At 61.8% G+C, this 24,124-nt stretch carries 24 protein-coding genes; 2 read left to right on the top strand and 22 right to left on the bottom strand.

Features of this window, described 5'->3' with window-relative positions; genetic code table 11:
• Nucleotides 1–351: 351 nt before the first annotated feature.
• The 7 genes from pssA to gltX all read right to left on the bottom strand — a co-directional run bounded on the left by pssA (nucleotide 352) and on the right by gltX (nucleotide 8,264).
• Nucleotides 352–1,134, bottom strand: a complete 783-nt coding sequence (pssA, locus tag ACC569_RS00895) for a CDP-diacylglycerol--serine O-phosphatidyltransferase (protein ID WP_372521598.1) — start codon at nucleotides 1,132–1,134, stop codon at nucleotides 352–354.
• A 15-nt stretch (nucleotides 1,135–1,149) separates the two neighbouring features.
• Nucleotides 1,150–1,797, bottom strand: coding sequence for a phosphatidylserine decarboxylase (locus tag ACC569_RS00900; protein WP_372521599.1), 648 nt, complete (start codon nucleotides 1,795–1,797; stop codon nucleotides 1,150–1,152).
• Between the two features lie 112 nt (nucleotides 1,798–1,909).
• Nucleotides 1,910–2,926 carry a ketol-acid reductoisomerase gene (gene ilvC / locus ACC569_RS00905; protein ID WP_372521600.1) on the bottom strand — a complete coding sequence of 339 codons (1,017 nt, stop codon included), beginning with the start codon at nucleotides 2,924–2,926 and terminating at the stop codon, nucleotides 1,910–1,912.
• A 26-nt stretch (nucleotides 2,927–2,952) separates the two neighbouring features.
• On the bottom strand, nucleotides 2,953–3,447 hold the full coding sequence (ilvN, locus tag ACC569_RS00910; protein ID WP_372521601.1) for an acetolactate synthase small subunit: 495 nt from the start codon (nucleotides 3,445–3,447) through the stop codon (nucleotides 2,953–2,955).
• Nucleotides 3,444–5,177: an acetolactate synthase 3 large subunit gene (locus tag ACC569_RS00915; protein WP_372521602.1), complete on the bottom strand. Its 1,734-nt coding sequence runs from the start codon at nucleotides 5,175–5,177 to the stop codon at nucleotides 3,444–3,446. Before ACC569_RS00915 ends, ilvN begins: the two co-directional genes overlap by 4 nt.
• Nucleotides 5,178–5,417: 240 nt before the next feature.
• Nucleotides 5,418–6,845: a cysteine--tRNA ligase gene (gene cysS / locus ACC569_RS00920; protein ID WP_372521603.1), complete on the bottom strand. Its 1,428-nt coding sequence runs from the start codon at nucleotides 6,843–6,845 to the stop codon at nucleotides 5,418–5,420.
• A gap of 6 nt (nucleotides 6,846–6,851) precedes the next feature.
• The gene (gene gltX / locus ACC569_RS00925; RefSeq protein ID WP_372521604.1) at nucleotides 6,852–8,264 is read right to left on the bottom strand and encodes a glutamate--tRNA ligase; all 1,413 of its coding nucleotides are present in this window, start codon (nucleotides 8,262–8,264) and stop codon (nucleotides 6,852–6,854) included.
• A gap of 145 nt (nucleotides 8,265–8,409) precedes the next feature.
• Between gltX and ACC569_RS00930 the strand changes: the two genes are divergently transcribed.
• Complete coding sequence (locus ACC569_RS00930; protein ID WP_372521605.1) at nucleotides 8,410–8,910, top strand: peptidylprolyl isomerase; 501 nt, start codon at nucleotides 8,410–8,412, stop codon at nucleotides 8,908–8,910.
• 17 nt (nucleotides 8,911–8,927) lie between these two features.
• Nucleotides 8,928–9,698: a UDP-2,3-diacylglucosamine diphosphatase gene (locus ACC569_RS00935; protein ID WP_372521606.1), complete on the top strand. Its 771-nt coding sequence runs from the start codon at nucleotides 8,928–8,930 to the stop codon at nucleotides 9,696–9,698.
• Between the two features lie 36 nt (nucleotides 9,699–9,734).
• On the opposite strand, the gene ACC569_RS00940 is transcribed toward ACC569_RS00935, so the two are convergent.
• The 15 genes from ACC569_RS00940 to ACC569_RS01010 form a co-directional block, all read right to left on the bottom strand.
• Nucleotides 9,735–10,442, bottom strand: coding sequence for a hypothetical protein (locus tag ACC569_RS00940; protein WP_372521607.1), 708 nt, complete (start codon nucleotides 10,440–10,442; stop codon nucleotides 9,735–9,737).
• A gap of 6 nt (nucleotides 10,443–10,448) precedes the next feature.
• Entirely contained in the window at nucleotides 10,449–11,693 is a 1,245-nt protein-coding gene (locus tag ACC569_RS00945) for a glycerate kinase (protein ID WP_372521608.1), read from the bottom strand.
• Nucleotides 11,694–11,767: 74 nt separating this feature from the next.
• Nucleotides 11,768–12,217, bottom strand: coding sequence for a protein tyrosine phosphatase family protein (locus tag ACC569_RS00950; RefSeq protein WP_372521609.1), 450 nt, complete (start codon nucleotides 12,215–12,217; stop codon nucleotides 11,768–11,770).
• Nucleotides 12,218–12,225: 8 nt separating this feature from the next.
• Nucleotides 12,226–13,728 (bottom strand): CoA-acylating methylmalonate-semialdehyde dehydrogenase, encoded by a 1,503-nt coding sequence (locus tag ACC569_RS00955; RefSeq protein WP_372521610.1) that lies wholly within the window; start codon nucleotides 13,726–13,728, stop codon nucleotides 12,226–12,228.
• An 18-nt stretch (nucleotides 13,729–13,746) separates the two neighbouring features.
• Complete coding sequence (locus tag ACC569_RS00960; RefSeq protein ID WP_372521611.1) at nucleotides 13,747–14,376, bottom strand: lactate utilization protein C; 630 nt, start codon at nucleotides 14,374–14,376, stop codon at nucleotides 13,747–13,749.
• Nucleotides 14,373–15,779, bottom strand: coding sequence for a LutB/LldF family L-lactate oxidation iron-sulfur protein (locus ACC569_RS00965; protein WP_372521612.1), 1,407 nt, complete (start codon nucleotides 15,777–15,779; stop codon nucleotides 14,373–14,375). Before ACC569_RS00965 ends, ACC569_RS00960 begins: the two co-directional genes overlap by 4 nt.
• Nucleotides 15,770–16,504: a (Fe-S)-binding protein gene (locus ACC569_RS00970; RefSeq protein WP_372521613.1), complete on the bottom strand. Its 735-nt coding sequence runs from the start codon at nucleotides 16,502–16,504 to the stop codon at nucleotides 15,770–15,772. The genes ACC569_RS00965 and ACC569_RS00970 overlap by 10 nt, the downstream gene beginning before the upstream one ends.
• 55 nt (nucleotides 16,505–16,559) lie before the next feature.
• Entirely contained in the window at nucleotides 16,560–17,741 is a 1,182-nt protein-coding gene (locus ACC569_RS00975; protein ID WP_372521614.1) for an O-succinylhomoserine sulfhydrylase, read from the bottom strand.
• A gap of 272 nt (nucleotides 17,742–18,013) precedes the next feature.
• Complete coding sequence (locus ACC569_RS00980) at nucleotides 18,014–18,454, bottom strand: hypothetical protein (protein ID WP_372521615.1); 441 nt, start codon at nucleotides 18,452–18,454, stop codon at nucleotides 18,014–18,016.
• A 507-nt stretch (nucleotides 18,455–18,961) separates the two neighbouring features.
• Complete coding sequence (purF, locus tag ACC569_RS00985; RefSeq protein WP_372521616.1) at nucleotides 18,962–20,494, bottom strand: amidophosphoribosyltransferase; 1,533 nt, start codon at nucleotides 20,492–20,494, stop codon at nucleotides 18,962–18,964.
• A gap of 33 nt (nucleotides 20,495–20,527) precedes the next feature.
• A complete protein-coding gene (locus tag ACC569_RS00990; RefSeq protein WP_372521617.1) occupies nucleotides 20,528–21,022 on the bottom strand; it encodes a CvpA family protein in 495 nt (164 codons plus the stop codon).
• Between the two features lie 6 nt (nucleotides 21,023–21,028).
• Nucleotides 21,029–21,607 carry an SPOR domain-containing protein gene (locus ACC569_RS00995; protein ID WP_372521618.1) on the bottom strand — a complete coding sequence of 193 codons (579 nt, stop codon included), beginning with the start codon at nucleotides 21,605–21,607 and terminating at the stop codon, nucleotides 21,029–21,031.
• 5 nt (nucleotides 21,608–21,612) lie between these two features.
• The gene (gene folC, locus ACC569_RS01000; protein WP_372521624.1) at nucleotides 21,613–22,905 is read right to left on the bottom strand and encodes a bifunctional tetrahydrofolate synthase/dihydrofolate synthase; all 1,293 of its coding nucleotides are present in this window, start codon (nucleotides 22,903–22,905) and stop codon (nucleotides 21,613–21,615) included.
• Nucleotides 22,902–23,810: an acetyl-CoA carboxylase, carboxyltransferase subunit beta gene (accD, locus tag ACC569_RS01005; protein WP_372521619.1), complete on the bottom strand. Its 909-nt coding sequence runs from the start codon at nucleotides 23,808–23,810 to the stop codon at nucleotides 22,902–22,904. The genes folC and accD overlap by 4 nt, the downstream gene beginning before the upstream one ends.
• The coding region (locus ACC569_RS01010) for a geranylgeranylglyceryl/heptaprenylglyceryl phosphate synthase (RefSeq protein ID WP_372521620.1) at nucleotides 23,807–24,124 on the bottom strand (318 nt) is incomplete at its 5' end. The genes ACC569_RS01010 and accD, both read right to left, overlap by 4 nt.

Raw genomic sequence — 24,124 nt, forward strand, 5'->3', positions numbered from 1 at the left:
AATATAGCCCTGCTTCGGCCAAATGGTTTCCCTCCAACTCCCCCTCTCCCGCGATAGCGGGAGAGGGCAAGGGGTGAGGGCGTGTCCTGTCATTCATAATCGTGAACATGATTTTTTAAAATCATGCGGATTAAAAACAGGTTCTTGGTTGCGTATTATATTCCTCGCCAGGAAGGGGGGTTAGATTGCGCCTAGCGGCGCAGCAGCAGTCGTGCGGCAAGAGAGAAAGGCGTGCAGCTTGATACCGCCGTCTGACGGGGCGATACGACACCGGATGAAATGGCGAATTGTGCCTGCATGTTTAAAGCATAAATCAAACCGGAATAAAATGAAACCCGGGGGCCGGGGAATCTACATGCCGTGGGGGTGATGTTTCTCGGTAGGATCCTTTCCCTCCCGGCGCAGCCAGCGGAACAGGATGGCCACTGGCCCGGACAGGGCGTAACCGAAGAAGGTCAGGAACAGTACCTGCGGCGGGTCCTGAAACAGGAGCACGAAAACCAGCGGCACCGCGAGGATGGTCATGAACGACACCCGCCCACGCAGGTCCACGTCCTTGAAGCTGCGGTAGCGGATATTACTGACCATCAGCACGCCGGCCATTACGGTGATGATCAGCGCGGCGATGCTGATATCCCTTCCTGGCACGCCGTTGGTGTACAACACCCAGACGAAGCCGACGACCAAGGCCGCGGCCGCCGGACTGGGCAGGCCGCGAAAATAGCGCTTGTCGTGCAGTCCGACCTGGGTGTTGAAACGCGCCAGTCGCAAACCGGCGCCAGCGGTGTAGATGAAGGCCGCGAGCCAGCCGAGCTTGCCCATGCCGGACAGCGCCCATTCGTACATGACGAGCGCGGGGGCGAGCCCGAAAGACACCATATCCACCAGGCTGTCGTATTGTGCGCCGAAATCGCTTTCCGTGTGAGTGAGACGCGCGATGCGTCCGTCGAGCATGTCCAGGATCATGGCGATGAAAATGGCAAGCGGGGCGTATTCGAAACTCCCGTTCATCGCCTGCACGATGGCATAGAACCCGGCGAAAAGATTCGCCGTGGTGAACAGGCTCGGAAGTATGTATATACCCCGGCGGCGGCGTTTCTCCTCGTGCTCGGGTGTATCGTCAAGATTTTCCATCATCTCTCCTGCGTCTTACGGCGCGAGTCGGGCGATCACGTCGGCGGCGCCCTTCACGCTGTCGCCCAGGGACACTTCGAGCCGGGCCTCCCGCGGAAGATAAACATCCACGCGCGAACCGAAGCGGATGAAGCCGTAACGCTCACCGCGGGCGATCCGTTCGCCCGGCTGCACATAGCACAGTATACGCCGTGCAATCAGCCCGGCAACCTGCACGACCACCACGTCCTGCCCCTGATCGGTGCGTATCCACAGGGCGTTTCGCTCATTGTCGAGCGAGGCCTTGTCGAGCGCGGCGTTGACGAATTTGCCCTGACGGTACCAGCGCTCCATGATTTTTCCCGCCACCGGGCTGCGGTTGGAGTGCACGTTGAACACGTTCATGAAGACGCTCACGCGCTTGGACGGGCGCTTGAGGTAAGGGTCCTCGACCTCGCCCAGCGCGATCACTTTCCCGTCCGCGGGGCAGATGATCGCGTCGGGCGCGTCCGGAACCTGCCGGGAAGGATCGCGGAAGAACTGGAGGATAAAGACGAGAACGATCCAAAAAGGCGCCGCCCATGCGGGCCCGGCGAAATAATGCACGGCCAGCGCCGCACCCGCGGCAAGCGCGATATGCCACCGGCCCTCGCGGGCCAGGATGGGATAGCTCCCGTCAACCATAAATAAAGAAAGTACGATTAATTGATTTTGAACCGCCAAGACGCCAAGAACGCCAAGTTTTCCAATGGATGCTCAAGTTCTTCTTTCTTGGCGTCTTGGCGGTAATGAACTTTCAGTTTTTTGTTTTATCGACGATGCGGTGGGCCTTGATCCAGGGCATCATCTCGCGCAGCTTGCCGCCGACTTCCTCGATCGGGTGTTTCGCGGCTTGCGCGCGCATCTCGGGGAAGCGCTTGCCGCCGGTCTCGTTCTCGGCCATCCACTCCTTGGCGAACTGTCCGGACTGGATTTCCTTGAGAATCTTTTTCATCTCGGCCTTGGTCTGCTCGTTCACGATGCGCGGACCGCGCGTGTAGTCGCCGTACTCGGCGGTGTTCGAGATCGAGTAACGCATGTTGGCGATGCCGCCTTCGTACATGAGGTCCACGATAAGCTTCAACTCGTGCAGGCATTCGAAGTAGGCCATCTCCGGCGGATAGCCGGCCTCGACCAGCGTCTCGAACCCGGCCTGGACCAAATGCGTGGCGCCTCCGCACAGCACCGCCTGTTCGCCGAAGAGATCGGTCTCGCACTCGTCCTTGAAGGTGGTTTCGATGACGCCGGCGCGGCCGCCGCCGATGGCCGAGGCATAGGACAACGCCACGTCACGCGCCTTGCCGCTCGCATTCTGCTTGACCGCGATCAGGCATGGCACGCCACCGCCCTGGGTGAAGGTCGAGCGCACCAGGTGGCCCGGACCCTTCGGTGCGATCATGATGACGTCGAGATCGGCGCGCGGCTGGATGAAACCGAAGTGGATCGAGAAACCGTGCGCCACGGCCAGGGTCGCGCCCTTTTTCAGGTTCGGTTCGATGCTTTCCTGGTAGATCTTCTTGTGCTGTTCGTCCGGCGCGACGATCATGACCACGTCCGCATCCTTGACCGCCTCGGCAACGTTCTTGACCGTCAGCCCGGCGTTCTTCGCTTTCTGGACCGAAGCCGAGCCCTCGCGCAGCCCGACCGTCACCTGCACCCCGCTGTCTCTCAGATTCTGCGCGTGCGCGTGGCCCTGCGAGCCGTAGCCCACGATGGTGACTTTCTTGCCGCGGATATGGGAAAGGTCAGCGTCTTTGTCGTAGAAAATTTTCATACATCCTCGTCTGTCGTTGTCTGAAGTTACACCCGCAGGTTCTTCTCGCCGCGGGCAATGCCGGAAACCCCGGAACGCACCACCTCGACGATGCCCGCTGCGTGCACTGCCTGCACGAAGGCATCGAGCTTGTCGCTGGTGCCGGTAAGTTCGATGGTGTAAGTCGTTTCGGTCACGTCAATGATACGCCCACGGAAAATATCCACCAACCGCTTGACCTCGTCGCGCATGGTACCGTTGGCATGGACCTTGATGATCAGCAATTCACGCTCGATATGCGGGCCTTCCGTGAGATCCACGAGCTTGACCACGTCCACGAGTTTGTTGAGCTGCTTGGTAATCTGCTCGATCACGTCTTCCGAACCGCTGGTGACGAGCGTGAGGCGCGAGAGTGTCGCGTCCTCGGTGGGCGCCACGGTGAGCGACTCGATATTGTAGCCGCGCGCGGAAAACAGCCCGGCCACGCGCGACAGCGCGCCCGATTCGTTTTCCAGCAGCATTGAGATGATATGGCGTGTCACGCGAGTTCCCGGTCGGTCGGCACCACCGCCTTGCAAGGCTTGAGATGCATTTCGTGCTGGCCCTTGCCCGCGGCGATCATCGGGTAGACGTTTTCGTTCTGGTCGGTGATGAAATCCAGGAACACCAGCCGGTCCTTCATCTTGAGCGCCTCCTTGAGCGCGCCCTCCACGTCGCCCGGCTTCTCGATCTTCATGCCGACATGGCCGTAGGATTCCGCGAGCTTCACGAAATCCGGCAACGCATCCATATAGGAATGCGAGTAACGGCGGTCATAGAAGAATTCCTGCCACTGGCGCACCATGCCCATGTAGCGGTTGTTCAGATTGATGATCTTGATGGGCAGGTCGTACTGCTTGCAGGTCGAAAGCTCCTGAATGCACATCTGGATGGAAGCCTCGCCGGTCACGCAGCACACCGTCTCCTTGGGAAACGCCATCTTCACACCCATGGCCGCCGGAAGTCCGAAACCCATCGTGCCCAGGCCGCCGGAGTTGATCCATCGGCGCGGCTTGTCGAAGCGATAGAACTGCGCGGCCCACATCTGATGCTGGCCGACATCGGAAGTAATGAAGGCGTCGCCCTTGGTAATCTCGAAGAGCTTCTCGAGCACGTACTGCGGCTTGATGAGCTTGCTGTCGTGGTCGTAGTCGAGGCAGTTCATGGCACGCCACTGGTCGATCTGCTTCCACCAGGCGGCGAGCGCCTCCTTGTCCGGTTTCTTCTTGGAAGCCTTGATGAGCTTGATCATGTCGCGCATCACCGCCTCGGCGCCGCCGACGATGGGAATTTCCACCGGCACGTTCTTCGAGATCGAGGCCGGGTCGATGTCCACGTGGATGATGCGCGCGTGCGGACAGAACTTGTTGAGATCGCCGGTCACGCGGTCATCGAAACGCGCGCCGATGGCGATGAGCACGTCGCATTCGTGCATCGCCATGTTGGCCTCATAAGTACCGTGCATGCCGAGCATGCCCATGAACAGCGGGTCGCTCGCGGGAAACGCGCCCAGCCCCATGAGCGTGTTGGTGCACGGATAAGCCAGCAGGCGCACGAGATCGGTGAGCGCCTCGGAGGCCTCGCCGAGTATCACGCCGCCACCGGTGTAGAACATCGGCCGGTGCGCGGCGAGCATCAGGTCGACCGCTTTCTTGATCTGGCCCGGATGTCCTTTCAACACCGGGTTGTACGAGCGCATGGTGACGCTCTTCGGGTATTCGTACTCGCACTTGTGCGCGGTGATATCCTTCGGGATGTCCACGAGCACCGGGCCGGGCCGGCCGGTGGTGGCGATGTAGAACGCCTTCTTGATGGTCGTGGCGAGGTCCTTGACGTCCTTCACCAGAAAGTTGTGCTTCACGCACGGGCGCGTGATGCCGACCGCATCCACTTCCTGAAACGCATCGTCGCCGATCAGGCTCGTCGCCACCTGGCCGCTGAACACCACGAGCGGGATCGAATCCATGTACGCGGTGGCGATGCCGGTCACGGTGTTGGTCACACCCGGGCCAGAGGTCACGAGCACCACGCCGGGACGGCCGGTGGCGCGCGCGTAGCCGTCGGCCGCGTGTGCCGCGCCCTGCTCGTGCCGCACCAGGATGTGCTTCACCTTGTCCTGCCGGTAGAGCGCGTCGTAGATGTGCAGCGCCGCACCGCCAGGGTAGCCGAAGACATGCTCCACGCCTTCGTCTGCGAGGCAGCGGACAAAAATATCTGCGCCGGTTAATTCCACAATATCCTCAGGGAATAAAAAAGCCCGCGCCAGCCCCAAACCGGGCGCGCGGGCGTTAGCGGTTGCCGGTTTTAAAAATAAGAACTTACTTATAAGTACCCACAGGGTCAATAGTGCCGTGCATGGACGCACCAATGCCGCGAGAGAGCCGCTCCTGCGCATCCCTGCGCCCGCGGCATTCGTCCATCCTTGGACAGCACAGGGATGCCGCGAGCGGCCAAAGCGCACCTTAGAATAGATTTACTGCCGGCGCCACGTGGTTTGACCGGCGGTGTCCTCCAGGATGATCCCCTGGGCCTTCAATTCGTCGCGGATACGGTCCGACTCAGCCCAGTTCCGGTTCTGGCGCGCCGCCGTACGCCGGGCGATCAGGGACTCGATCTGCTCGTCGGTCAGGCCGTCGGCCGTGCCACCGCGCAAAAACGCCTGGGGTTCGCGCTGCAACAGACCCAGGATACCACCCAGACGGCGCAGGGCGGCGCCGAGTGGCGTGGCGGCGGCCAATTTACCCTCCTCCCGCAGCTTGTTGATGTCGCGCGCCAGATCAAACAGCACCGCCAAGGCACCGGGCGTGTTGAAGTCATCGTCCATGGCGGCGTGAAATCTTTCATCATGCGCGGCGGTCCCCTCCGCCGATCGCTCTCGGCTTCCTGCCTCTCGCGACACTTGCACATCCCCGTGCATCGCCGGCAAGTCCTTGCGCGCGAGATACAGGCGGGTCAGCGCCGCTTTGGCGCCTTGCAGGTTTTCGTCGGAATAGTCGAGCGGGCTGCGGTAGTGGCTGCCCAGGATAAAATAGCGCACCACCTCCGGATCGAACTTCTTCAGCACCTCGCGCACCGTGAAGAAGTTGCCGAGCGATTTCGACATCTTTTCCTCGTTGAGGCGCACGAAACCGACGTGCATCCAGGTATTCACGAATTTCCCGCCGCTGGCCGCCTCGCTCTGGGCGATCTCGTTTTCATGATGCGGAAACTTGAGGTCCATGCCGCCGCCGTGGATGTCGAAGTGGTCGCCGAGACAGGCGGTGGACATGGCCGAGCATTCGATATGCCAGCCGGGTCGGCCCGCGCCCCAGGGCGAATCCCACTGCGGCTCGCCGGGCTTGGCCGCCTTCCACAGGACGAAATCGAGGGGGTCGTCCTTCTCCTCGCCGACTTCCACGCGCGCACCGATCTTGAGCTCATCCAGCGTCTTGCCCGACAGCGCCCCGTAGTGGGAAAACTTGCGCACGTGGTAGTACACATCGTCATTCCTGGCCTGGTAGGCGAAGCCACGCTCGACGAGCTTCCCGATCATGCTCAAGATCTGCGGTATATGCACCGTGGCGCGCGGTTCGGCATCCGGCGGCAGCACGCCGAGGGCGGCGGCGTCCTGGTTCATCGCCTGGATGAAGCGCGCAGTCAGCGTGCCGATGTCCTCGCCGTTCTCCTGGGCGCGCTTGATGATCTTGTCGTCGATGTCGGTGATGTTGCGGATATAGGTCACGTCGAAGCCGCGCGCGCGCAGGTAGCGCGCCACCATGTCGAACACCACCATCACGCGCGCATGTCCGAGGTGACAGAAATCGTACACCGTCATGCCGCAAACATACAGCCGGACCTTGCCGGGCGTGATGGGCGTGAAAGGATCCTTCTTCCGGGTAAGACTGTTATGGATATGGAGCATCGTCATCTAGGGCACCGCAAACTTGGAGAGGCGCTCGCGGGCGCGCTCCACGCCGATCAACGGCAGCAGTTTCGCCATCTCCGGCCCGTCGAGCTCGCCCGTGAGCGCCGCACGCAACGGCTGGAACAGCGATTTACCACTGACCGAAAGTGTTTGCCGCAGCATCTCGCTCACGGCCTTGAAGTCGGCTCCGTGCTTTTCCACCGCCCGGCGCGCCACATCGAAAAATTCCTCGCCGGCCGCCGTGATCGCCGCGCGCGCCGGATGACTGATCGTCAGCGTGTCGGAAAAAACAATCTGTGCCCAGCGTAATGCATCCGCCGGGAAAACGACGTTGGCGCGCACCGCGACCACGAACGCCTCGCGCTGGTCCGCCGGCACCAGGGCGCTGACCTTGTCACCCATCCAGTCGCCCACCTCGCCGGCCGACAGATGCAAAAGCGCTTCGCGCTGCCAGTGAACCAGATGCGCTTCGTCGTAGTGCGCCGGCGCGCGGTGCAATCGTGTCAGGGAAAAACTGGAAACGAGTTTATCAAGCGCCATGAAACGGTTGTCTTCATATGTGTGTCCGAGACGCGCGAGGTAATTGTGGATCGCGGTCGGCAGAAATCCGGCTTCGCGCAGTTCCTGCACGCTACGGCTGCCGGTGCGTTTAGACAGTGGCGCGCCGTCGGCGCCGACCACGAGCGCGATGTGGGCATAGTCCGGCAGCGGCAGGCCGAGCGCCTGCAACAGCAGGATCTGGCGCGGTGTGTTAGTCAAATGATCTTCGCCGCGCACCACCAAGCTGACGCCCATCACGGCATCGTCGATGGCATTGCAGAAGAAAAACGCCGGCGTCCCGTCGGAACGACGGATGATGAAATCGCCGATGTCATCGGTATTGAATACCTGCCGTTCGCGCACCTTGTCGTCGAACTCGACCGTTCGGCCTTCCTCGACGCGAAACCGCAGCGTCGCGGGCTCGCCGCGACCGAACCGGGCCTCGGCTTCGGCGCGTGAGAGCGCGCGGCATTTGCCGGAGTAGCGCGGCGGGCGGGCAGCCGCGATCGCCGTCTTGCGCGCGATAGCGAGTTCGTGCTCGCTGCAAAAACAGGGATAGGCCAGCCCCCGGGATTCAAGGGCGGAAAAGTATTCCTTATAGACATGACCGCGCTCCGACTGGGCGTAAGGACCGTGATTGCCGCCAGTCTCCGGTCCTTCGTTCCAGTCCAGACCCAGCCAGCGCAGGTCCTCCTCCAGCGCCCGGGCGAATTTTTCATGCCCACGCATGGCATCGGTGTCTTCGAGGCGCAGCAGAAACGTCCCGCCGGCCTGTCGCGCCAGCAGATAATTGAACAACGCCGTGCGGATATTGCCGAGGTGCAGCAGGCCCGTGGGGCTGGGAGCAAATCGGGTCTTGAAGGGTCGCAAAGCCATGGGAAGGACGCCATGGTAACGGAAACCGCGGCTCCGGCGAACCCCCGGCGTTGTGCCGGGTGGGCCAATCCAGTGTAAACTCTCCGCAGGAAACCCGCCGGCGGCGGGGTCGGTTTCACTCACAAGCGCCCAAGAGTCCCATTCCATGATTCACATGAAAACCAACTACGGCACCATCGTTCTGGAACTCAATCAGGACAAGGCGCCGAAGACCGTGGACAATTTCCTCGCCTACATGAAGGACGGCTTCTACGACGGCACCCTGTTTCACCGCGTCATCGACAAGTTCGTCATCCAGGGCGGCGGTTTCGGCCCGGGCATGACGCAGAAGATGACCCGGCCGCCGATCGAAAACGAGGCCAATAACGGCCTGCGCAATGCCCGCGGCACCCTGGCCATGGCGCGCGCCACCGACCCGCATTCCGCCACCAGCCAGTTTTTCATCAACATCGGGGACAACGACTTCCTCAACTACACCGCGCCCACGCCCTCCGGCTGGGGCTACTGTGTGTTCGGCAAGGTCGTGGACGGCATGCACATCATCGACCAGATCAAGGGCATCGCCACCGGCACCAAGCTCGGTCACAAGGACGTGCCGCTGTCCGACGTGCTCATCGAGCATATGCAGATCCACGACGACAACTAGGAGACCCAGGGACAGAGATGCCGGGAACCACGCTGTTCATTTCCGACCTGCATCTCTGCGGCGCGCGCCCCGCCATTACCGGGCTGTTCCTCGATTTTCTCCACCGCCGCGCGCGCGCGTCCGACGCGCTCTACATCCTCGGCGATCTGTTCGAATACTGGATCGGTGACGATGCCGTCGAACAGGAGGAGTTCCGTTCCGTCATCCACGGACTGCGCGAACTGACGGCAAGCGGAACGCCGGTATTCGTGATGCACGGCAACCGCGACTTTTTGATGGGCGATGGCTTTGAAAAAGCCACCGGTGGCCGCCTGCTCAAGGACCCCGCGCGCATCGATCTCTACGGCACACCGACATTGCTGACGCATGGCGATTCGCTGTGCACCGATGATACCGAATACATGACTTTCCGCGCCAAGGTACGGAATCCCGCGTGGCAGAAGGAATTCCTCGGCAAATCCGTCGCGGAGCGCAACCGGATCGTGCGCGACTTCCGGGAAATCAGCAAAAATTCCACCGCCACCAAGAAACCGGAAATCATGGACGTGAACCAGAAGGCGGTGGAATCCGTCATGCGCGAGCACCGCGTGCAGCGCCTGATTCACGGACACACGCACCGGCCGAAGGAACATGTATTCAATCTGGACGGCCCGCCCGCGCGGCGCATGGTGCTCGGCGACTGGTACGAGCAGGGCAGCGTGCTGAGCGTGGACGCGCGCGGTTGGATGCTTGAGGGCTTGCCGCTTGGAAAATCAGTGAAAAGTGAAAAGATGAAAGTGAAAAGCTGAATCCACTCATGCAGACACCTTTACACTCTATATTCTTCACTTTGCTCTCAACTCCTCCAGCGTCAGCCGCTTGTACTCCGCCGGCAACTTGAGCATGTCGGCCGTGGCGCGGAAATCGGTCTTGTAATCCACCAGTTCCATCGTCCGGCCCGTCATGTCCGTCAGCCGCACCGGAAAGCCGTGTTCCAGATGGCGCACGGGCAGAAAAACATTGTTGGCCAGATCGCAGGGCGACTGCATCTCGGGCGGCGTCGCCGCCGCCGTCAGCGCCTGCTGCCCGGCCAGAATCAGGCGATATTCGCGCAAGGCCACGACCGCCTCGGGCAACAGGCCTTCCGCGGCATACAGGTCATAACAGCGCTTTTCATTCGTCAGCAGTTCGTAATGCGTGACTTGGCGTCCGGCGACAGCAGGATACGCGGCCGTATCGGTCACCACCCGGTGCGCGAATTTCGCCGGTGGCTTCAGTTCCACCGGCCGCGGGCGGATCACCAGCACCTGCTTGTCGGCGCTGCTGACGCTGTAGATGCTGCCGTCGGCGCGGTCGAACAGCAGAAAATCCTGGCTGTCCTGTCCCCCGTCCATGCGCAGGAACCCCGCCGTGACAATCATGCGCGTGCGATACGGCTCTCCCCCCGGCTCGTGCTCGACAAAATAAAGCACGGCCGCGGGCGTGGTCAGTTCGGAGCAGGAAATCAGCGCCGTCAGAAAAAAACATCCACACAGAAATAAACGCCGGGTCATCGACCGTCAGTTTCCGGGTATTGATCTCAATCCCAGCATGATATCCATGACATTGGTCCCGGTCGGTCCGGTCTGTATCAGATCGCCGCTCGCTTCCAGAAAACTCCCGGCGTCGGCGCGCGCCAGAGATTGCCGCGCATCCAGACCGGCCTGCGCACCGCGCGCGATGGTGCCGCCATCCACCAGCGCACCGGCGTCTTCCGTGGGGCCGTCCGTGCCATCGGTGCCGGCGGCGAGGAACCACGTATCATCGTTCCCTTGAAGCATCATCGCCGCGGCCAGCGCGAGGCTCTGGTTGCGCCCGCCGCGGCCCGGCGATTCCGGAAGCCGGACGGTGGTCTCGCCGCCCCAGACATGAACCGTGCCGGGTTCCGCTCGTAACAATTTTTTCGCCAGTCTGGCGCCTGCTTCCAGGGCATCGCCGGAAACAAATGAGGTCTCCAGCATGATCTGGTAACCCAACTCCTTGGCGGTTTCCACCGCGGCACTCTTGGCATTATCGAGGGTAGCGACGATTTCGCGTTTTACATTCTGGAAACAGGCGTCGTCGGGCGCCGGCGCGGGCGGCATGTGCTTCAGGGCCTCGGTAATAAAATCCGGCAGATCCCGAAGCGTCAGCGGCCGGCGCAGATCCTCGTCCGCCACCAGCGGACCGGAACCGATCGCGCGCAGGTCGTTGCCGGGCACGTCCGATACCACCAGGCACAGAACCCGCCGGGGAGAAAGCAGCTTGGCAAGCCGACCGCCCTTCAGACGGGACAAGCGCCGGCGGATGCGATTGTAGTCATTGATATCCAGGCCCGAGCTGAGCACCCAGCGGTTGATTTTCTGAAACTGATCGAGGCTGATCTGCGGCGGCAATGCTTCGACCAAAGCCGAAGCGCCACCGGAGATCAATACGAGTACCGCGGCGTCCTGCGGAATCCGGCCTACGAACGCCAGCAACTTCCGGCCAGCCTCGAGGCTGGATTCATCCACCAGCGGATGCCCCGCTTCCAGCACCGGCCAGGGAAGCGGTTCGGCATGCCCTTTTTTGGTGATGATCAGCGCATCGGCAATGCGCTTGCCCAACGCATCCTGCGCGCCTTGGGCCATGGCGCCGGCGGCCTTGCCCACCGCCACCATATATATGTTTCCGGGAAGCGGTCTTTCCTCCAAGCGTGCGCGCACGCAGCTGCGGCCATTGACCACGGCCAGCGCGGACTGGAAGATGCGCAGAAGATTTTCCCGATGGCCGGATGACGCTGACATGGATGCGCAGATTATCCGGTTAACCGTCGAAGGACAAACCCGTGCGCCTGTGGAGCCTGCATCCCGCCATGTGGCTATCCGATCATTTCCTGAAAAAACCGGCGCCAGACATCATCAGGCTCCCAGATAGCTAGCACATCGGGCATGACGGCCTCCGCCGACCATCCCTGCCGTAATTGACGATACAGCGCCATGAACGCCGACACGCGCTTGTTGGCGGCGCAATGCACGAAGATACGCTTGCCTGTCATTTCATCCATGACTTCGAAAAAGCGTTCGAGGTCGGCGCGTAACGGTCGCTCCCACACGACGGGAATGTGTATGTATCGCATGCCGGTGGATTCGACGGTTCTGCGCTCGTCGGGCAAGGAGTATTCCGCGTCGTGCAGGGCGAGATTCACCACGGCTTCGAATCCCGCGTGCGCCACGGCGGCCAGTTCTTCTTCGGACGGCTGGCCGGCCGTGGCAATGAGATCCGTCAGGCGGCGGTAGTTGTAGATTCCCTGTAGCGCAGATTCGTCCACGGCGCGGGCTAACCGAGCGTCGGCATCGACAGGCTGGAGGGGGGCTGGTCCTCGACCGCCGGCCAGCGGCTTGTGACGACCTTGCTGCGGGTGTAGAAATACACACCTTCCATGCCGTGCACGTGCAGGTCGCCGAACAGCGAGGCCTTCCAGCCGCCGAAGGAGAAAAACGCCATCGGCACCGGGATCGGCACGTTGATGCCGACCATGCCCACTTCGATGTCGCGTTCGAAGCGGCGTGCGTGCGCGCCGGAACGGGTGAAGATCGCGGTGCCGTTGCCGTAGGGATTGCCGTTGACCAGATGGATGGCTTCATCGAGCGTATGGGTGCGCAGTACGATCAGCACCGGCCCGAAGATTTCCTCTTCGTAAATGGCCATGTCAGCGGTGACGTGATCGAACAGCGTCGGTCCGAGATAAAAACCCTGTTCCCGGCCGGAAACCTTGAGCCCGCGTCCATCGAGCACCAGCTTCGCGCCCTCGGTGACGCCGCTATCGATCAACTTCCGCACGCGGTCGCGATGCGCGGCCGTGATCACCGGACCCATGTCGATGCCTTCCTGTTCGCCCGGCCCGACCTTGATCTTCGCGGCCCTGTCGCGCAGCTTGCCGACCAGCGCGTCGCCGACCGCACCCACGGCCACGACCGTCGAGATGGCCATGCAACGCTCGCCCGCCGAACCGTAGGCCGCGCCGGTCAGCGCGTCCGCGGCGAAGTCGAGATCGGCATCCGGCATCACCACCGCGTGATTCTTCGCCCCGCCCAGGGCCTGCACGCGTTTGCCGTGGCGCGCCGCGGTTTCGTAGATATATTTGGCCACGGGTGTCGAACCGACGAAGGACACCGCGCGCACGTCGGGATGCGTGAGCAGCGCATCCACCGCCTCCTTGTCGCCGGGAATCACGTTGAACACGCCCGCCGGCAGGCCGGCCTCGTGAAACAGCTCGGCCATGCGCAAGCTCGCCGAAGGCACCTTCTCGGAAGGCTTCAAAATAAATGTGTTACCGCAAGCGATGGAAACCGGGAACATCCACAGCGGCACCATCACCGGAAAGTTGAACGGCGTGATGCCGGCGCATACGCCCACCGGCTGCAGCAGCGAATGACAGTCCACGCCGCGGCCCACGTCTTCGGCCTTTTCGCCCTTGAGCAGATGCGGCACGCCCATGGCGAACTCGATCACCTCGATGCCGCGCTGCAGCGAACCAGCGGCGTCCTCGCGCGTCTTGCCGTGCTCCTCGCAGGTCAGGTGAACGAGTTCATCGCGATGCTGCTGCATCAACTCGCGAAACCGCATGAGGATACGCGCGCGCCGCAGCGGCGTGGTATCGCGCCAGCCGGGAAACGCCGCGCGAGCCGCCGCCACCGCCAAACTCACATCCTGCTTGCTGGCCAGCGGCGCGCGCCGAATGACTTGGCCGGTCGCCGGGTTATAAATGTCGGCCGTGCGCGAACTCGTGCTCGCCTGCGCCTTGCCATTGATCCACAGGGATAAGACCGGTTGCGTCATGGTGCACCTCTTCGAATATCAGCCAACGATGATAATCAATACGCGATAGGGCCCATGCGCACCGAGCGTCACGGTCTGCTCGATGTCCGCCGTGCGCGAGGGGCCGGAAATGAAATTTACCGCGCGCGGCAACGCGCCCCGTTCAACGCGCAGCCGGTCCCACGCCTGCTCCATCGTCGCGACGATGCGTCCGGCCTCGACCACGGCGATGTGCGTCTCCGGCAACAGGCTGACCGTGGCCGGCGTCTGCGCGCCGGAAAGCAGCATCAGCGTGCCGGTCTCGGCGATACCGAGAAACGCACCGGTGATGCCGACCAGATCGTCGCCGCGCGCGGCGCGTGGTTCGATCTCGATACCGGCATCCCGCCAGTCGAGCGACGCCAGGGCCGGCCAGCTTACTCCCTTCATCGGCAAATCGCGTTCGCGCAGGTAGCTCGCGACCAAGCCTGGAACTTCCGTAACGGTTCCAGCCTGGGTAACGTCACTGGCGAGCTTTACGGCGCGTTCGCTGAACAGCTTTACCAACTCATTATCCAGCGTTGGTATCGGCCCACGTTGATGACGGCGTATCGCCAGGTCGACATCCACGGCCGCGGCCGGACCGCGCACCTTGCCGATCCGCGCCAGGATATTCTCGCGCGCACTCATGCTGGCCTCCGTGATCTGTACAAATCGCGGAAAGTCCGGCCCGCCGGCGCGGGCATGTCACGCCCGTTCGTCCAGCCGGTCACGCCTGGAAGATAACGATACCGTTTCGCGCTGCCTGAAAACACCCGTAACAAACGTGCGACCAGCCGGGTGCCCAGGGCATAAACCGCCGGGCGTTGCGCCATCCACGACCACAATCGGAGCGCAGCGCGCTCCTGCCATGGTCGCAGCCGCTGTTCCACTTGCCGGGTGCGCAGGTGTCGCAGCAGGTCGGGGAGCGGAATTTTTACCGGACACACCACCGCGCATTCGCCGCAGAACGTCGAGGCATTCGGCAGATCGAGCGCGTTCTCGAGGCCCACGAAGGATGGTGTCAGCACCGAGCCCATCGGGCCCGGATACACCCAGCCGTAGGCATGGCCACCGATGTTCTGATACACCGGGCAGTGGTTCATGCACGCGCCACAGCGGATACAGCGCAGCATCGGTTGCAGTTCGGTGCCGAGCAATTTACTGCGGCCGTTATCGAGCAAAATAATATGAAAGTGCTCCGGCCCGTCCGATTCACCCTTTTCCTTGGTGCCAGTCAGGACCGAGACGTAATTCGTGATGGACTGGCCGGTGGCGGAACGCGGCAACAGCCGCAACAGCGTGGCCACGTCCTCGAGCGTCGGCACCACCTTCTCGATGCCGGTGATGGCCACGTGCACGCGCGGGAGCGTGGTGGCAAGCCGGCCGTTGCCCTCGTTGGTGACGATCAGGACCGAGCCAGTCTCGGCGATAATAAAATTCGCGCCGGAAATCCCGAGATCGGCAGACAGGAATCCCGGACGCAACACCTCGCGCGCCTCGCGGCACAGCTCGGCGATCTGCGTGGTGCGTGGGCGGTGGTGCATTTCCTCGAACAGATCGGCAATCTCTTCCTTGCTCTTGTGCACCACCGGCGCCACGATGTGCGACGGCGGTTCGTGAGCCAGTTGCAGAATGTATTCGCCGAGATCGGTCTCAAGCACGTCCAGACCCTGGCTTTCGAGTGCATCGTTGAGACCGCACTCCTCCGAAACCATGGACTTCGATTTCACAATTCTGTTCAGGCCATGCTGGTGTGCGATCTCAGTCACGATGCGGTTCACCTCGTCGCCGGTCTCGGCCCAATGCACCACCGCTCCGCGCGCGGTCGCTTCCTGCTCGAAGCGCAGCAGGTAACGGTCGAGGTTGCAGATGACCTTGTCGCGGATGTCCGTGGCGGCATCGCGGATTTCCTCGAAGTTCGGCAACTCCGCGATCGCCGCCACGCGGCCGTCGACAAACTTGGTCTGGAGCCTTTCCAGCGCCTTTTGCAGCTTTTCATTGCGCAGGTTCTCGCCCGCCTTGCGCTTGAAATGCATCGCGGTTACTTGCATATATCTTCTCCAGCCAAGACTTCTGCGATATGCAAAACGCACGTATCAAGATCGCCACGTCGGCGCAGGCGGCCCTCGATGTTCATCAGGCAACCCAGATCGCCGGCGACGATGGCGCCGGCGCCGGTCTGGTCGATGTGCTCACATTTGTTGTCGGCCATGCGCGTGGAGATTTCGCCGAACTTGACCGAAAAGGTACCGCCGAAACCGCAGCAGGTGGTAGATTCGCGCATCTCGGTCAGCTTCACGCCCGGCATTCTCGCCAGCAGCGCGCGCGGCTGCGCCTGCACGCCCATCTCGCGCAGACCGGAGCAGGAATCGTGGTAGGTCAGCGAACCGGAATAGTTGCCGGGAATGTTCTGGAGCTTGGCGACATTGACCAGGAAATCGGTCAGTTCATAAGTGCGGGTGGACAGGCGCTTGATTGATTCGATGACGGCCGGGTTGTCCTTGAATAGCGCCGGGTAATGCACCCGTATCATGCCGGCGCAGGAACCGGATGGCAGAACGACGTAATCGCAGCCTTCGAATTCTTCGATGACTTTGAGCGCCAGCGCTTTCGCGGCCTTCTGGTCACCCGAGTTGTAACCCGGCTGACCGCAGCAGGTCTGGGCCGGCGGTACGACCACTTCACAACCGGCCGCCTCCAGCAAACGCAACGCCGCGAATCCGATGCTCGGTCGCATCAGGTCCACGAGGCAGGTAACGAACAGGCCGACGCGCATGCTGGCTCATTCTACATCGTGTAGCGCCGGTTTGTTCAGCACACTCTGCTTCGCATTATGAAAGGCCGTGCGCGAGATCCTTCTTGATATCCTCCAGGTCTTCCAGCCCTACCGAAATCCGGATCAGGCCGTCGCTGATGCCGGCATCAAGACGCTGCTCGGGCGTCAGGCGGCCGTGCGTGGTCGTGGCTGGGTGCGTGATCGTGGATTTGGTATCGCCCAGATTCGCGGTGATGGAAATGACACGCGTGCTGTCGATCAGCTTCCAGGCCGCGTCCTTGCCGCCGTCCAGCTCGAACGACACGATACCGCCGAAACCGGACTGCTGCTTCCTGGCCAGTTCGTGCTGCGGGTGCGAGGCCAGCCCCGGATAGTAAACGCGCTTCACACGCTTCTGCTTTTCCAACCACTTCGCCAGTTCCAACGCATTCGCGCTATGCGCCTTCACGCGCAGGCTCAGCGTTTCCAGCCCCTTGAGGAACACCCAGGCGTTGAATGGGCTCAAGGAAGGCCCGCAGGTGCGCATAAAGCCATAGACCTTCTCACCCACGAGTTCCTGGTTACCCACCACCGCGCCGCCGACGCAACGGCCCTGCCCATCAATGTATTTAGTCGCGGAATGAATCACGATATCAGCGCCGAGCTTCAGAGGTTGTTGCAACACCGGTGTGCAGAAAACATTGTCCACCACCAGCAGGCAGCCTTTGGTATGTGCAATTTTCGCCAGCCGCGCAATATCGGCGATCTCTGTCAGAGGATTGGATGGTGTCTCCACGAACAACAGCTTCGTGTTCGGCTTGATCGCCTTTTCCCATGCGCCATAATCCGTGAGCGACACGTAGCTCGTCTCGATCCCGAACTTGGCGAGATAGTTGTTGAACAACAGCACCGAGGCCCCGAAGATGTTGCGCGAGGAAACGATGTGATCGCCGCTCTTGAGCAGCGCCAGGCAGGTCGAGAGGATCGCCACCATGCCGGAGGCCGTGGCCACGCATTTCTCGCCGCCTTCCAGCGCCGCGAGGCGCTCCTCGAACGCGCGCACGGTGGGATTGGTGAAGCGCGAGTAGATATTCCCCGGCTCCGCGCCGGAAAACCGCGCCGCCGCCTCCGCCGCGTTTTTGAAGACGTAGCTGGAGGTGAGAAAGATCGGCTCGGAATTCTCGCCCTCGTTGGTGCGGTGCTGCCCCGCCCGCACCGCGCGGGTGTCGAAGCCCCATTGATCGATATCGTCAGACATGCCTGCTGCTCCTTCAATTCAAGGTTATGGCACAGGCTTGCGGGTGGCCTAAATGAAAAAAGCCGCGAATGCGGCTAGAGCGGGATACTCTCGCTTTAGCGGCATTTGTATCGCGCCCGCAAGCTGAAGCTCAAATCGGCGCCAATCAGCACAAAAATTATACCATCAACCCTGCCGTGTCAATATGAAAACGTTGGTTCGCGACCAGCCAATAATCATTTATCCAGCAAGCATCGCTGGTACATGCCCGGTTTAGCAAAATGTTAGGGACATCAATTAGCGCGAGGATACCGTGACCAAGTCGTGCTCGTGCCGACAACCGGGACAATGAACATCATTCCTACCGCGCTGTCTTTCTCTTTAATAACTAAGCCATTTTTCGATGGCGCGAGCGAAAACGTCCACCTTTCTCCTGCGAACACACCTTCGCGATTAATGAACTCTCCTCGCTTGATAATCACAAATCCATCCGAGCACTGAAATTCACCTTTACTACTGGATAGTAGCGATTCCGCTTGCAACTGTTGCTCGCTGAAAACACGGAAGAGTAACTGAGTTGGCTCGACGAATTTGATCTCCACCGTGTCAGCAGTTTTCTGGTTATGCAACTGCAAAAGCAGATAGCTAAGTGACGGTTCGAAGCTCGAATTTTCCCTTTCGCCACGGTCGCGAAATTTTCCTGACACATCGGGACATGTTTTGTCGGTAGACAATTTTATCGAGTCCCATTCAACCGGATACTGATCAACAAATACACAACCGATCAGGACTAGTGAGGTCAATATAACTAAGCTATAAACCTTCAATGTAATTCCTCAACTAATTTCAGTTTTGCCGTACATATTTGTGCTACTCGCCCCTTGAGTCAAGCAGAGGTCTATGGCGGTTGGTGTTTTAGGGTTCCCGTAGCGCGCGCCGAGTACCGCAGCCCCACCGGGAGTAGTTAAGCAAGCCCGTGTTTGAGCCCGAGGCGCGTTGTTTGCGCCCGGCGAGTTGGCGAGCGCCCGGTGGGGCGAGGAACGGAGGAAGGGGTCGCGCGCTCCGGGGCGTGCTTTCTCTTGGTGACTTCTCTTTGCACGAGCAAAGAGAAGTCACCCTGGGTCGGGGGCGGAGCATCCCAGATTCAAATCACGCGGCCGTAGGCCGCTCGACTAAAATGTCGATCGGCGGGTTACGGCAAAAATCGCCTAACCCGCCCTACATTTAAGAAAAAGGAAAAATTACCTTGGGAAGCTCAGCACTTCCGCGCTAACGAGATCGTTACCGCCCCCCTGCCCACCGGTACTGCGGCTGGTCTTGGCGGAATCGTTGCGATGACGCTCGATGCGGTCGAGGTATTCGCGGGTCACGTCGCCGGTGATGTACTCGCCGTTGAAGCAGGAACAATCGAAGCGCTGGATCTTGGGATTACCCTCGCGCGCGGCTTCGATCAGGTCGTCGAGGTCCTGATAGATGAGCTTGTCGGCGCCGATGACTGCCGCGATCTCGTCTTCGGTGCGGCCGTTGCCGATCAGCTCATCGCGCGACGGCATGTCGATGCCGTACACGTTGGGGAAGCGCACCGGCGGCGCGGCCGAGGCAAAATACACCTTGCGCGCACCGGCGTCGCGCGCCATCTGGATGATCTGTTTGCTGGTCGTGCCGCGCACGATGGAATCGTCCACCAGCAGCACGTTCTTGCGCCGGAACTCGACGTCGATGGCGTTCAGCTTCTGGCGCACCGACCGCTTGCGCTCGGCCTGGCCGGGCATGATGAAGGTGCGGCCGATGTAGCGGTTCTTGATGAAACCCTCGCGGTACGGCAGGTCGAGCTCATAGGCCATCTGCAAGGCCGCGGTGCGCGAGGTATCCGGGATCGGAATCACGACGTCGATATCGATGTCAGGCCAGGCGCGCTTGATCTTGTTGGCCAGGCGCTCGCCCATGCGCAGCCGCGTCTTGTGCACGTAGATACCGTCCATCATCGAGTCGGGACGCGCGAAATACACGAATTCGAAGATGCACGGCGCGTGCATCGGCTTCTCGGCGCATTGCTGGCTGTGCACCTGACCGTTCAGGTCCACCATGATGCACTCGCCCGGCGCGACGTCGCGCACGTAAGAGAAGCCCACGACATCGAGGGCGACGGACTCCGAGGCGAACATGTACTCCGTCCCCTGGTCGGTTTCGCGCTTGCCGAATACCAGCGGGCGGATGCCGTACGGGTCGCGGAAGGCGAGAATGCCGAAGCCCGTCACCAGCATGGTGACGGCGTAGGCGCCGCGGCAGCGCCGGTGCACGGCGGACACGGCGCGGAACAGGTGATCCGGCGCGAGGCGCAGCTTGGCGACCGCCTGCAGCTCGTGCGCGAAAACGTTGAGCAGGATCTCGGAGTCCGAATCGGTGTTGATGTGGCGCAGGTCCTCGCGGTACAGCTCGTCCTTGAGTTGATCGGCATTCGTGAGATTGCCGTTATGCGCCAGCGCCAGGCCATACGGGGAGTTCACGTAAAACGGCTGGGCCTCGGCCGGGGAATCGCAGCCCGCGGTGGGATAGCGCACGTGGCCGATGCCCATGTTGCCCTTGAGGCCGAGCATGTGGCGCTCCTGGAACACGTCACGCACCTGGCCATTGTCCTTACGCAGATGGACGCGCTTGTCGTCGCAGGTGAGGATTCCCGCGGCATCCTGACCACGATGCTGCAGAACCAGCAGGCCATCGTAAATGGCCTGGTTAACCGGAGCTTGGGAAAGAATGCCGATAATGCCGCACATGCAGGGAAAACCTCCTGTGCTTAAAGTGTAATTCTACCCGTAGCGGACATGCCGGGCAATATCGCGCGGCATATAGCTGGCCACATATACCGCGGCGCGCTCGAAATACGGCGTGAAACTCGCCTCGCGCCACCACGAACGCTGCGGAAAAGGCGTCAATCCGGCGACGAGGTAAACCGCGATCACGATCACGCCGCCGCGCGCCGCGCCGATCACGCCGCCCAGCGCGCGATTAGCGATGCGGAAACCGCGTTTGCCGGGAAGATGTTTATGGATAAACCACGACGCCACGATGCCAAGCACAAAGACCACGATAAAAATCAGCACGAAAGCCAGCAACTGGCGCAGCGCCGGATCGTTCACCATGCCCTTGAAAATAGCCGAAAACCTGTCCGCGAAAAACCAGGCAAGCACGCCGGACAGCACCCAGGTTAGTGCGCTGATAACTTCGCGCACCAAACCGCGCCACGCGCCGATCGCGGTGAATACCAGCAAGATCGCGAGGATGATCAGATCGAATTTATTCATAAGTCGTCACGGATAAGACTGCACCACGCCCTGCACGCGCAATTCCTTGCGGATCTGCGCCTGCGCCTTGACCGCCTGTTCCTTGTCGCTGAACGGCCCGACGCGGAGCCGCAGCGCCTTCTTGCCCGCCAGCGTCACTGACTCCGTATGCACCGTGTGCCCGCGGCTCTTGAGCTTGTCGCGCAGATGGTTGGCATTGTCGGTGTTGGAGAACGTACCCACCTGCACCACCCAGGCTTGCGTGATCTTGTCCGCCGCGGGAACCTTTGCGGGTTTTTCCACCGGCGCGGTTTTCGTTTCCGGCTTGGGGGCGCTTTCGGTAATCGCGGGCGTTGTTTCCGTCTTCGTCACCGCCTCGGGATTTTGCCTGGGTTTGGCTTCTTCACCCGCGACCGGCGTCACGATAACCTTGGTCTCGGTGGTACCACGCGGTGGCATTTCGCGACCGCCCTTGAACTCCGGTGGCGGCTCGTTTTCATTGAGCAGCATGGGAACAAAGATCACCACCAGCGCGACGAGAATGATCGCGCCAACGATGCGGTGTTTGGGATTGAAATCGGGACGGGCTTCGTTTCTGTCCGCCATGGTCATCACACCTTGCCGAGGCCGGCTAGTATATCACCGACCGTGTGAAAGGAACCAAAGACGACGACGCGGTCGGCCTCGGTCGCCTCGCGCTGCGCCGCGGCATGGGCCTGATGCACGTCATCGTATCCCTGCGCCGGTGCCGGCACACCGGCGGCGATGAGCGATTCGATCAGCTGCGCCGCGGTGGCCCCGCGCGGCGTATGCAGCGTCGCCGGATACCAGCGATCCACCACCTCGGCGAGGGGACCGATCACCGACACGATGTCCTTGTCCTTGAGCATGCCGATGACGGCCAGCGTCCGCCCTTCGATACGCTGCTGCTTCAGCGTCGCCGCCAGCGAGCGCGCCGCCTGCGCGTTGTGCGCCACGTCGAGCACGCGCACCGGCCGGCCGGGCAACACCTGAAACCGGCCCGGGATCACGCCGGAAATGAGACCCTCGCGCACGTCGGCCTGGGTCACCGGAAAACGGTCGGTGAGCATTTCAAGCGCCGTGAGCGCGCAGGCCGCGTTGAACAACTGGTAGTCGCCGCGCAACGAGGGGTACGGCAGGCCGGCGCGCAGACGCTCGCCGTGGCGCCAGGCCCATTCCGTGCCGGAACGTTCCACAAAAAAATCGCGGTTGAATTGCAGCAGCTTCGCCCCGATCCGCGCCGCCTCGGCGGTAATGATCGCCGGCGGATTCGGGTCGCCGCAGATTGCCGGCCGGCCCTCGCGGAAAATCCCGGCCTTCTCGTAACCGATGGCCTCGCGGGTATGGCCCAGCCAGGCCGTGTGGTCGATGTCCACCGCAGTCACGATCGCCGCGTCGCCGTCGATGGCGTTCACCGCGTCGAGACGCCCGCCCATGCCCACTTCCAGCACCGCGATGTCGATTTTCGCGGCCTGGAACAGATCGAAGGCGGCGAGGGTGCCGAATTCGAAATAGGTCAGCGGCACCGTGCCGCGCGCGGCCTCGATACGCTCGAAGGCGGCGCAAAGATCATCATCGGAAACGTTCCGTCCGTCGATACGAATCCGCTCGTTATAGGCGATCAGGTGCGGCGAGGTATAGGCGCCAACCTTGTATCCCGCGCGGCGCAGGATGGTCTCGCACATCACTGTGGTCGAACCCTTGCCGTTGGTGCCGGTGATGGTGATCGCGGTAAACGTAGGACGGCGCAGGCCCATGGTGTCGAGCACGGCGTGCACCCGCTCGAGCCCGAGATCGATCGTGCGCGGATGCAGCGTCTCGATCCACGCGAGCCAGTCGGAAAGCGTTCGCGTCTTCAGGCGGTTAATGGGTTTCAGGGTTATTCAGCGATGCCGGATTCGGTTTCCGGCGACTCGCGCGGCTGGAGGCCGGGGCTGGCCTGACGCGTGAGCAGCGCCAGCAGGTTAGCGAGTTTGTCGCGCATCTCGCGCCGGTCGACGATCAGGTCGATCGCGCCGTGCTCGACGAGGAACTCGGAGCGCTGGAAACCCTCGGGCAGCTTTTCACGCACCGTCTGCTCGATCACGCGCGGGCCGGCAAAGCCGATGAGCGCGCGCGGCTCAGCTACATTGATGTCGCCGAGCATGGCAAAACTCGCCGACACGCCGCCCATGGTCGGGTCCGTCAGCACGGAGATATACGGAATACCGGCGTCGGTCAGGTGCGTGAGCGCGGCGCTGGTTTTGGCCATTTGCATCAGCGACAGCAGCGCCTCCTGCATGCGCGCGCCACCGCTCGCGGAGAAACACACCAGCGGAATTTTCTTCTCGAGGCAGACATTGACCCCGCGCACAAAACGCTCGCCGACGACCGCGCCCATGGAGCCGCCCATGAAGGCGAACTCGAAGGCCCCGGCGACCAGCGGCATGCCCTTGAGCGCGCCTTCCATAACCACCAGCGCGTCGCGTTCGCCGGTGGTCTGCTGTGCCTCAAGCAAACGATCGCGGTATTTCTTGGTGTCCTTGAACTTGAGCGGGTCCACCGGGAACAGCGTCGCCCCGATCTCGTCGCGCGGCTGCGGGTCGAGGAAAATATCCAGCCGCCGGCGCGCGCCGATGCGCATGTGATGCGCGCACTTGGGGCAGACGTCGAGGTTGCTCTCGATCTCGGCGTTGTACAGTACCGTGCCGCAGGCGGGGCATTTCTTCCACAGGCCCTCGGGCACCGAGGCCTTCTTGACGCCCTGGCTCTTGATCTTGGGCGGGACCAGCTTGTCGAACCAGCTCATCGTCTTGCTCCGGTTGCGGATGTCGGCGTCTGGGTGGTCTGGTCCATCGCCTCGCGCAGGCGGGCGATGAAGGCCGGGACCTCGGTCAGGATTTTATCCGGATTTGCCGCCATTTCCTCCATGCGTTTGACCACGGCGCTGCCGACGATGACTGCGTCGGCGAATTCAGCGACCTGCGCGGCCGCCTCGGGGCTGCCGATGCCGAAGCCGACGCCGAGCGGCAGCTTCGTGTGGGCGCGGATTTCCTTGAGTTTGGCCGCCACCTCGCGCACATCCAGGTTCGCGGCGCCGGTCACGCCGCGCAGCGAGACATA

It is taken from the genome of Sulfuricaulis sp. (assembly GCF_041499725.1).
Taxonomy (GTDB): domain Bacteria; phylum Pseudomonadota; class Gammaproteobacteria; order Acidiferrobacterales; family Sulfurifustaceae; genus Sulfuricaulis.